Source organism: Mesorhizobium sp. B2-4-6 (assembly GCF_006442775.1).
Classification (GTDB): Bacteria; Pseudomonadota; Alphaproteobacteria; order Rhizobiales; family Rhizobiaceae; genus Mesorhizobium.
Map to the genome: position 1 here is coordinate 18,248 of NZ_VFVI01000024.1, position 9,019 is coordinate 27,266.

Sequence of the window (9,019 nt, forward strand, 5' to 3'; positions counted from 1 at the left end):
GCGATCTGGTCAGTGTCCCTTACGTAAGTTTTAGGGTTCCACAACCGAAAAGTTAGGATATCCTAAAAAAGGCACCGCTCAGCAACCAGACGGTGCATCGACTTGGACGGACATGACGCGGCCTGCAAGCCGCAAGGGACGTGGCGCTGACTTAAGGGTGGTAAGCGCGATCACGACGGGGTGGGACATGTCGCTGTTTTCGAATCGGCGCGCGCAATGCGCGTTGTGCATCGCGGATCATCGGGCTGCGTTCGGTCGGCCAATTGGGGCGCCTACCGAAGCCGGCGACTTGAGTGCCAGGCGCACCGCAATTTTCGCTGGCCGTCTTGCTTTTCTGCTCGGCGCGACCGCTCTGACCGGACTCACCATTTGTGGTTCCGCTCAGGCGCAGGTGGTGATCAATCAGAATGGGGCCGACGCACCCAACCGCGGCCCTGGCGGCTATGACGATGACGGCGCCAATGGCGGCGACGGCGGTGCCGTCAACGACACCAACAATGCGGACCAGCTCAATGTGGGCGCGTCGGCCTATGTCGGAACCGCCAATGGCGGCAAGGGTGGCAATGGCGGATATGGCGGTTTCGGCACTCCCATTCATACCAACGGTGGCGAAGGCGGAAATGGTGGCCACGGCGGCACTGTCGACATCACCAACAATGCGGACCTTTCCACGAACGGCGACAATCACAGCGGAATAGTCGCGACGGCCATCGGCGGCCGGGGCGGCGACGGCGGTGGGGCAGCGCCGTCGACGACCGCCGAATCGGGTGACGCGGGGAATGGCGGCGCCGGCGGCACAGCCAGCGCCACCGCGTCGGCCACCAGTTCGGTCACCACCACAGGCAACTCGTCCTACGGCATCTATGTCGATGCGAGCGGTGGCAATGGCGGGCAAGGCGGCGACTTCGATGCTGCAGCTATCGGTGCCGGCGGCAATGGCGGCAACGGCGCCTCGGGCGGCAGCGCTTCCGCCAGCAACGCAGGTTTGATCGACACGTCGGGGACGTTCTCCTACGGCATGCTGGTGCGCTCCGCCGGCGGCAACGGCGGCAACGGCAAAGGCGGCGTCGGCATCATATCCGAGGGCGGCAATGGCGGCGCCGCGACGATCGGAGGGACGGCAGAGGGCACCAATGCCAGCACCGGCAGCATCACCACCAGGGGCGATTTCGCCAGCGGCATGGTCGTCCAGTCGGTCGGCGGCGGCGGTGGCGGCGGCGGCGGCGCATTCGGCCTGTTCGGCGGCGGCGGTGCGGGCGCAGCCGGCAACAATGGCGGCTCGGCGACAGGAACGAATGAGGGCAAGATCGAAACCAATGGCACCGGCGCCGTCGGCATGCTGGTGGAATCGGTTGGCGGCGGCGGCGGCGACGGAGGTGGCGCGGCCGGCATCGTTTCGATCGGCGGGACGGCCGGCGGCGGCGGCATCGGCGGCACGGTTACAGCCAATGTCGGCGGTATCATCACAACAGGCGCCGACGGCAGCGGCGATGGCGCCCATGGTGTGCTTGCGCAATCGGTTGGCGGCGGCGGGGGCAATGGCGGCTATGGGGTCGCGGCGCTTTCGAACATAGCGGTAGCCATAGGCGGTGGCGGCGGCACCGGCGGCAATGGCGGTTCCGTAAACGTCAACCAAGCAGGCGCCGGCGCAAGCGTCTCCACCCATGGCAGTTCGGCTGTCGGCATCCTGGCCCAGTCGGTCGGCGGCGGCGGCGGCAACGGCGGAGGAAGCATAGCAGCCGGAGCCTTCGTTTCCGTGGCCGTCGGCGGTAGCGGCGCGGCAGGCGGCGATGGCGGCGAGGTCACTTACAATATCGCCAATGCGACGGTGAACACGAACGGCAGCGATTCCATCGGCATTCTGGCTCAATCCGTGGGCGGTGGCGGCGGCAACGGCGGATTCGCGCTCAGCGGCGCGGGTCTCGCCGCGGTCGGTGTCGGTGGAAAGGGCGCAGCCGGAGGCGCTGGCAAAAAAGTCGATGTCACCAGTGGCGGCAAAGTCGAAACCCAGCAGCAGCGTTCTGCCGGCATCATCGCGCAGTCGATCGGCGGCGGCGGCGGCAATGGCGGGTTCTCGGCAGCGGGCAGTTTGGGCGCCAGCGTTGGTGTCGGCGGGTCTGGCAGCAAAGGTGGCGACGGCGGCCAGGTGTTTTTCCGGACGCCCGACGGGGGCAATCAAACCATCATCACGCATGGCGCCGACTCGGCGGGCCTGATCGTTCAGTCGATCGGCGGCGGCGGCGGCAATGGAGGGTTCACCGGAACGTTTGCGGTTGCTGCAACCGTGGGCATCGGCGGCGGCGCCGGCGCCGCAGGGGCCGGTGTCGACGTCCACACCACTTATAACGGCTCCGTCGAGACCTTTGGCGAGCGCTCGGCCGGCATCATCGTGCAGTCGATCGGCGGCGGCGGCGGCAATGGCGGTGGCGTCATCGGCCTCAGCGCTGGCATCACCGTCGGCGTCGGCGGGAGCGGCGCGGGCGGCGGCGGCGCCGGCGCCGTCGAATACCATTCCGCGAGCACGACCATCACCACGCATGAAGTGAATTCGGCCGGCCTCGTCGTGCAGTCGATCGGCGGCGGCGGCGGCAATGGCGGCTTCTCGTTCAACCTGGCCGCCGGCGCCTCCGTCGGCGTCGGCGGCCAGGGCGGCGCCGCGGGCGCGTCGAACACCGTCACGATCGGCATCGACGACGGCACAATCCACACGATGAAAGACCATTCGACGGGCATCCTCGCCCAGTCGGTGGGCGGCGGCGGCGGCACCGGCGGCGGCAGCATAGCCGGCAGCCTCTCGCTCAATGTCGGCATCGCCGGCAATGGCGCCGGCGGCGGCAATGGCAACACGGTAGACGTCACCAACGGCGCCGACATCACAACGGACGGCATCCAGTCGCATGGCATCCAGGCGCAGTCGATCGGCGGCGGCGGCGGCTCGGGCGGCTTCTCGATCGCCGTTGGCGGGCCTTCGCTCGCGGTCGGCGGCGCGGCCGCGGACGGCGGCAGCGCGATGAAGGTCACGGTGACCAATTCGGGCGTGATCAAGACCAATGAGGACCTGTCGGTCGGCATCCTGGCCCAGGCCATCGGCGGCGGCGGCGGCGACGGCGGCCTGGCGGGCGCCGGCGGCCTGTTCACCGCGGTCGGCGTCGGCGGCAAGGGCGGCGGCGGCGGCAACGGCGCCGAGGTCGACGTCACCAACACCGCCAACATCACGACCAAGGGCGACCTCGCCCACGGCATCATGGCGCAATCGGTCGGAGGCGGCGGCGGCAATGGCGGCAATGCCGGCGCGGTCTCCGTCGGCGCTTTCGTCGGCGTCGGGGTTGCCGTCGGCGGCGACGGCGGCGCCGGCCGCGACGCCATGAAGGTCACGGTCGACCATACCGGCGACATCACCGTCAGCGGCATGGGCGCCAAGGGCATCATCGCGCAGGCGATCGGCGGCGGCGGCGGCAATGGCGGCAAGGCCGTCGCCGGTGCCTTCAGCGCCGGGCTCTATGCGTCCGCGGCCGTGGCGGTGACCGTCGGCGGCAGCGGCGGCGACGGCGGTTCGGGCGGCGAGGTCTTCGTCAAGGCCAACGGCAAGATCGTATCGCTGACGGACGCGGACGGCTCCGGCGGCATCGTGGCCCAGTCGGTCGGCGGCGGCGGCGGCAATGGCGGCCGCGCCACTTCGATCGCCGGCGCGATCAGCGACGAGGTCGCGATCAATGTCGGCGTCGCCATCGGCGGCAGCGGCGGCAATGGCGGCCAGGGCAACAAGGTCACGGTCGAGTCCGGCCTGGTCAGCGGCGGGCAGATCATCACGCATGGTTTCCAGGCCGTCGGCATCCTGGCGCAGTCGATCGGCGGCGGCGGCGGCAATGGCGGCGACACGTTCGGCGGCGCGGGCGGCTACGGCAACAGCGTGACGGTGACGGCGACCGTCAATATCGGCGGCACGGGCGGCGGGTGCATCGGCAATGACCCGACCAAATGCAACAGCGCGGGCGACGTCCATGTCTCCAATGCGATGACGATTTCGACCGAGGGCGATTCCTCCAGCGCGATCGTGGCGCAGTCGATCGGTGGCGGCGGCGGCAATGGCGGCACCAGCACCGGCGGCTCGGCCAGTCTCGGTGGCGGCGAGGGCGTCAACGTGGCCGCCAATTTCGCCATGGGCGGCAGCGGTGGCAAAGGTGGTTACGGCAACACGGTCGACATCATCAATTCCGGCAATTTGACCACGACCGGCGCGTTCTCGTCCGGCATCATGGCGCAGTCGATCGGCGGCGGCGGCGGCATCGGCGGCTCCAGCACGGCCAAGTCCTACAATATCGGCGGCACCAGCCAGACTAGCGTCAGCGTCAACATGGGTCTCGCCGGCTCGGGCGGCGGCGCCGCCGACGCCATGAAGGTCACGGTCAACAACACCGGCATCATCCTCACGTCGGGCTTCGGCTCCACCGGGATCATGGCGATGTCGGTTGGCGGCGGCGGCGGCGCGGCGGGCGCGGCCTCGGCGTCCGACGAGGATATCGGCGGCGATATCGGCGCCGGCGATGAAGGCTCGACCTCGGTTTCGATCGGCGTGGCTCTCGCCCTTCCGGGCGGCACCGCCGGCAATGGCGGCGAAGTCTCCGTCACCAATAACAATTGGATCATCACCGACGGCGCCTTTTCGTTCGGCATCAGCGCCAGCTCGATCGGCGGAGGCGGCGGCGTCGGTGGTTCGGCTTCGGCCGGAGCGTCGGCGAAATATGCCATCGGCGGTGCCGTTGCCGGCGGTGGCGGCAGCGCCGGCAACGGCGCCCTGGTCGAAGTCACCAACAATTCGAACGGCTTCATCTGGACCAAGCGGGAGAACTCGATCGGCGTCTTCGCGCAGTCGATCGGCGGCGGCGGCGGTTCGGGCGGCGCGGGCAAGAGCACCGGCAGCGACGGCGGCACGGTCGACGTCAAATTCTCGATGGGCGGGCTGGGCGCCGGCGGCGGCGACGGCGGCGAGGTGCATGTCACCAACAGCGGCATCATCGAAACCGACATGGCCAACTCGCATGGCATCATGGCGCAGTCGATCGGCGGCAGCGGCGGCGTCGGCGGCGCGGCCGCCTCGACATCCGCGGACGCCAAGGTTTCGATCGCGGCGTCGCTCGGCGGTCTCGGCGGCGACGGCGGCATCGGCAAGTTCGTCCATGTGATCAACAATGCGAGCGGCCGGATCCTCACCAACGGCGACAATTCCTACGGCGTCTTCGCCCAGTCGATCGGCGGCGGCGGCGGGTCTGCCGGCAGCGGCTCGACCGAGACCGGGAAGGCCAAGGACGTTGCGGTCAACCTGTCGATCGGCGGTATCGGCGGCTCGGGCAGCGGTGGCGGCGACGTCACCGTCGACAACCACGGCGAGATCACGACCTACGGCTATCTCTCGCACGGTATCTTCGCGCAGTCGGTCGGCGGCGGCGGCGGCGCCTCGGGCGCGGCGGCCAGCGCCTCGAAGGCCGATATGAGCATCGGCGGCGCGGTTTCCCTGCCCGCCGGCGACGGCGCCAATGGCGGTCATGTCATCGTCAACAATGACGGCGTGATCACCACCAACAAGGACGGTGCGATCGGCATCTTCGCCCAATCGATCGGCGGCGGCGGCGGCTATGGCGGAACCGTAACGGCCGACACCGCGGGCGACAGCTCGGTGGCGCTGCAGATCGGCGGCTTCGGCGGCCGCGGCGGCAATGGCGGCAAGGTCGAGGTGGACGTCTCCGGCAAGATCGAGACGTTCGGCGCGCGCGCCCATGGCGTGGTGGCGCAATCGATCGGCGGCGGCGGCGGCTATGGCGGCGACGCCAGCGGCAAGGCCTCGAATGCGCTGGCCATCGGCGGCCTCGGCGGCAATGGCGGCGACGGCGGCGACGTGATCGTGACCCGCACCGGCGAGATCATCACCCACGGCAAGGATTCCATCGCCATCATCGCGCAGTCGGTCGGCGGCGGCGGCGGCTTCGGCGGCGCGGGCTTCGGCCGCTTCGGCGCCGATGACGATGGCGGCGGCCCGAATGCCATCGGCTTCAACACGCCGGGCGGCACCAAGGGCACCGGCGGCACGGTCACCATCATCCAGTCGGGTGCGATCGAGACCGATGGCGACCGCGCGCACGGCATCGTCGCCCAGGCGGTCGGCGGCGGCGGCGGCGCCGGCGGCAATTCCTCGCTCGACATGAACCAGTCGGCCGCCGGCTCGCAAGGCGGCATCGGCGACGCGGCGGCGGCAATAGCCGGCACCGACAGCCAGGTCTGGGTCAAAGGCGCAAGCTCCTATGCGATGTTCGGCCAGAGCGCGACCGGCCAGGGCAACTCCAAGCTCGTGCACTTGACCGCGGGCGGGAGTCTGTTCGCGCAGGGCGCCGACTCGGTGGCGGCCTATGGCGAGAGCACGGCGCAGGGTACCAAGGGCAACATCGCCATGGACCTGAAGGGCCAGTACACGATCGGCGGCTCCAACACCGGCGTCGCCGTCATGGTGGTGGGCGGACAGGACAACACCGTCAACAACAACAGCCTGCTTTACGCGATGGGCGCGACGCCCACCTTCTCGATCATGCAGTCGAAACTGGCGGCCTTCAGCGCCTCGCTGCTTGCGCCCGGGCCGGTCGTGCCGGACGATGCGATCCTGGAATCGCTGCTCGACCAGTTCAGCCCGCTCGCGGTCACCGGCACCTCGGGCAACGAGACTTTCAAGAACCAGAAGAGCACGGTCGGGCTTGGCCGGGTTATCGGCAATGTCGATCTCGGCGGCGGCATCAACGAGTTCGACAATTTCGCCGATTCCTCGTTCGTCGGTCTGAAATCGATCAATCTCGGCGCCGGCGGACTGTTCAAGAACCAGGGCCTGATGACCAATCAGGGTATCGGCGTGGTGGCGACGGTCGACGTCACCGGCGGCTGGACCCAGGACGGTACCGGTTCCTTCGTCACCGATATCGACCTCAACAACCAGATCACCGACAAGCTCGCCTTGACCGAAGCCGGCGACTTCGACGGCACGGCGCCGCTCAACTTCCTGTCGATCGACAAGCTGTTCACCCAGTACACGCTGGCGTCGGGCTCGGCGATGACGGATTCCGGCCTGACGCCGCAGACATTGCATCCGGCGGTCGGCTTCAACTTCCTGGTCCGTGTCGACAACGGCACCGATCTGGTACTCTACGCCGACAACCCGACCTTCCTCGAACTGGCACAGGATCCGGGCTCGGGCACGACGGATCCGGGCGTGTTCCAGATGGCGCAGTATCTCGACGACGTCGAGGCCGCCTCGAGCCCGGACAATCCGATGGCGCGGCTGATCAACATGCTGCGCTTCTCACCGACCGAGGCGGAGCTTGGTGCGGCGCTGGCGAGGCTGACCCCGCACTATGCGGTGCACACCTTCGACATGATCAACCGCTCGACCGACACCATGCTCGGCCAGGCGCATGAATGCACCGGCGTCGCTGCCTACAAGAATATCGACGGCCGCTGCATCTGGGGCACGATCACCCCGCAGGCCGAATACAGCCGGGATGCCGGCGCCGGCACCACCAGCCGGGACGATACGTTGAAGACCATGTCGCTGGGCGGCATCGCCGAGGTCGGGCACAATTGGTCGCTCGGCGCCACAATCGGCCGCACCGAGTACGATTCCAAGATCGCCTTCAACGGCGACGAGCTGTCGGACACAAAAGGCGAATCCTGGCAGGCCTACGCGCTGGCGAAATACGAGAACGACAACTACTTCGTCGATTTCGCGCTCGGCGGCGGCACCGGCTCCTTCAAGGGCGAGCGCGACACCCATATCGATCAGGTCGGCTTCATTCCCGGCGAGACGCTGGACGGCGTCTATCTGCCCGAGGAGCTGCTCGACGGCATCGGCAACAGCGTCACCTACAAGCAGGATACGTCCCAGTTCGGCGGTTCGGCGCGGGTCGGCATGACGCACCAGATGGGCGCCTTCTACCTGCAGCCGACGATCCAGTTCGACGCGCGCTGGCTCGACGTCTCCGGCAAGGAGGAGGGATCGGTCGCCGCCTTCAGCTTCGACGGCAGCGACAACATGTTCTATGCCGTGACGCCGGCACTGGAGGTCGGGGCCGACATCCCGGTCAGCGACATCGCCAGCTTCCGCATCTACGGAAAGGCCGGCGTCGAATTCTCCACCAAGCAATGGGAGATCGAGGGGCGTTTCGCCGCCGCCGAGAATCTGCCCGGCAACCCGGCATTGCACTTGACGGAAGCCATCGATTCGCCGCTCTATCGGGTCGGCGCCGGGCTGGAGCTCAATGGCGTCAATGGAGTCGGGTTGGCGGTCAGGTACAACGGCGCCTTCGGGGAAACGGTCAAGCAGAACGCGGTCAGCGCGTCTCTCAAGGTCAGCTTCTAGCTGACGCGGGGCGGCGGCCAAGAAGGGATGTCATGAGGACGAAGTACGCGTATCTCGCGGCGATGCTGGCAGCCGCCTGCATTGCCGGTGTGCCGGCGGCGGGATTTGCCGCGCAGAACAAGGGCGACAAGGTGGCGCCTGGGGCCCAGCCCGCCGACGCAGCGGCCAAGCCGCAACTGCCGGGCGGCGCCTCGGCGCTGTCGGAAACGCATGGCGACTGGACGGTCAACTGCCAGGTCACCGGCACGAACAAGGGCTGCAGCCTGTCGCATCAGCAGTTCAACAAGCAGAGCGGCCAGCGGCTGCTGGCGATCGAATTGACGACCAAGACAGGCCAGGACGCCGCCGGCACGCTGGCGCTGCCCTTCGGGCTTGCCCTGGCCAACGGCATTTCGCTCGAGATCGACGACAAGAAGCTGGACGGGACGCTGCAGTTCAACACCTGCCAGGCGGTCGGCTGCCTGGTGCCAGTGACGTTCGATGCAGATACCACGCCGCTCTTGCAGAACGGGACCACGCTGAAGATCAACGCCACGGCGGCCGACACGACGCAGCCGATCTCCTTCACCATCTCGCTCAACGGCTTCGGCAGCGCGCTGGCGCGGACAGCGGACCTGTCGGCGG

2 protein-coding genes are annotated in these 9,019 nt (G+C 68.4%); both read left to right on the forward strand.

Annotation, left to right across the window (positions count from 1 at the left end):
* Positions 1-394 precede the first annotated feature (394 nt).
* Positions 395-8,395 (forward strand): autotransporter outer membrane beta-barrel domain-containing protein, encoded by an 8,001-nt coding sequence (locus FJ957_RS31025; protein WP_246686016.1) that lies wholly within the window; start codon positions 395-397, stop codon positions 8,393-8,395.
* A gap of 32 nt (positions 8,396-8,427) precedes the next feature.
* Positions 8,428-9,019: invasion associated locus B family protein (locus FJ957_RS31030; RefSeq protein WP_140837272.1), on the forward strand; the 592-nt coding region annotated here is incomplete at its 3' end.